Source organism: Rhodococcus sp. Leaf225 (genome assembly GCF_001426145.1).
Taxonomy (GTDB): Bacteria; Actinomycetota; Actinomycetes; order Mycobacteriales; family Mycobacteriaceae; genus Rhodococcoides.
The window spans coordinates 298-633 of the sequence record NZ_LMRN01000026.1 but is presented as its reverse complement, the minus strand read 5'-3'; the positions used below and the strand labels follow the sequence as shown (position 1 = coordinate 633).

1 rRNA gene (only partly in view) is annotated in these 336 nt (G+C 53.6%); it reads left to right on the top strand.

Annotated features, from left to right (window positions below):
* Positions 1-336 (top strand): 16S ribosomal RNA (locus tag ASG69_RS21990) (its annotated part extends past both window edges: 480 nt to the left, 251 nt to the right); the annotation flags it as partial.

Below are 336 nucleotides of genomic sequence, written 5' to 3'. Positions count from 1 at the left end.
ACATATACGAGAACGGGCCAGAAATGGTCAACTCTTTGGACACTCGTAAACAGGTGGTGCATGGTTGTCGTCAGCTCGTGTCGTGAGATGTTGGGTTAAGTCCCGCAACGAGCGCAACCCTCGTTCTATGTTGCCAGCACGTCATGGTGGGAACTCATAGGAGACTGCCGGGGTCAACTCGGAGGAAGGTGGGGATGACGTCAAATCATCATGCCCCTTATGTCTTGGGCTTCACGCATGCTACAATGGCCGGTACAAAGGGCTGCGATACCGTAAGGTGGAGCGAATCCCAAAAAGCCGGTCTCAGTTCGGATTGAGGTCTGCAACTCGACCTCA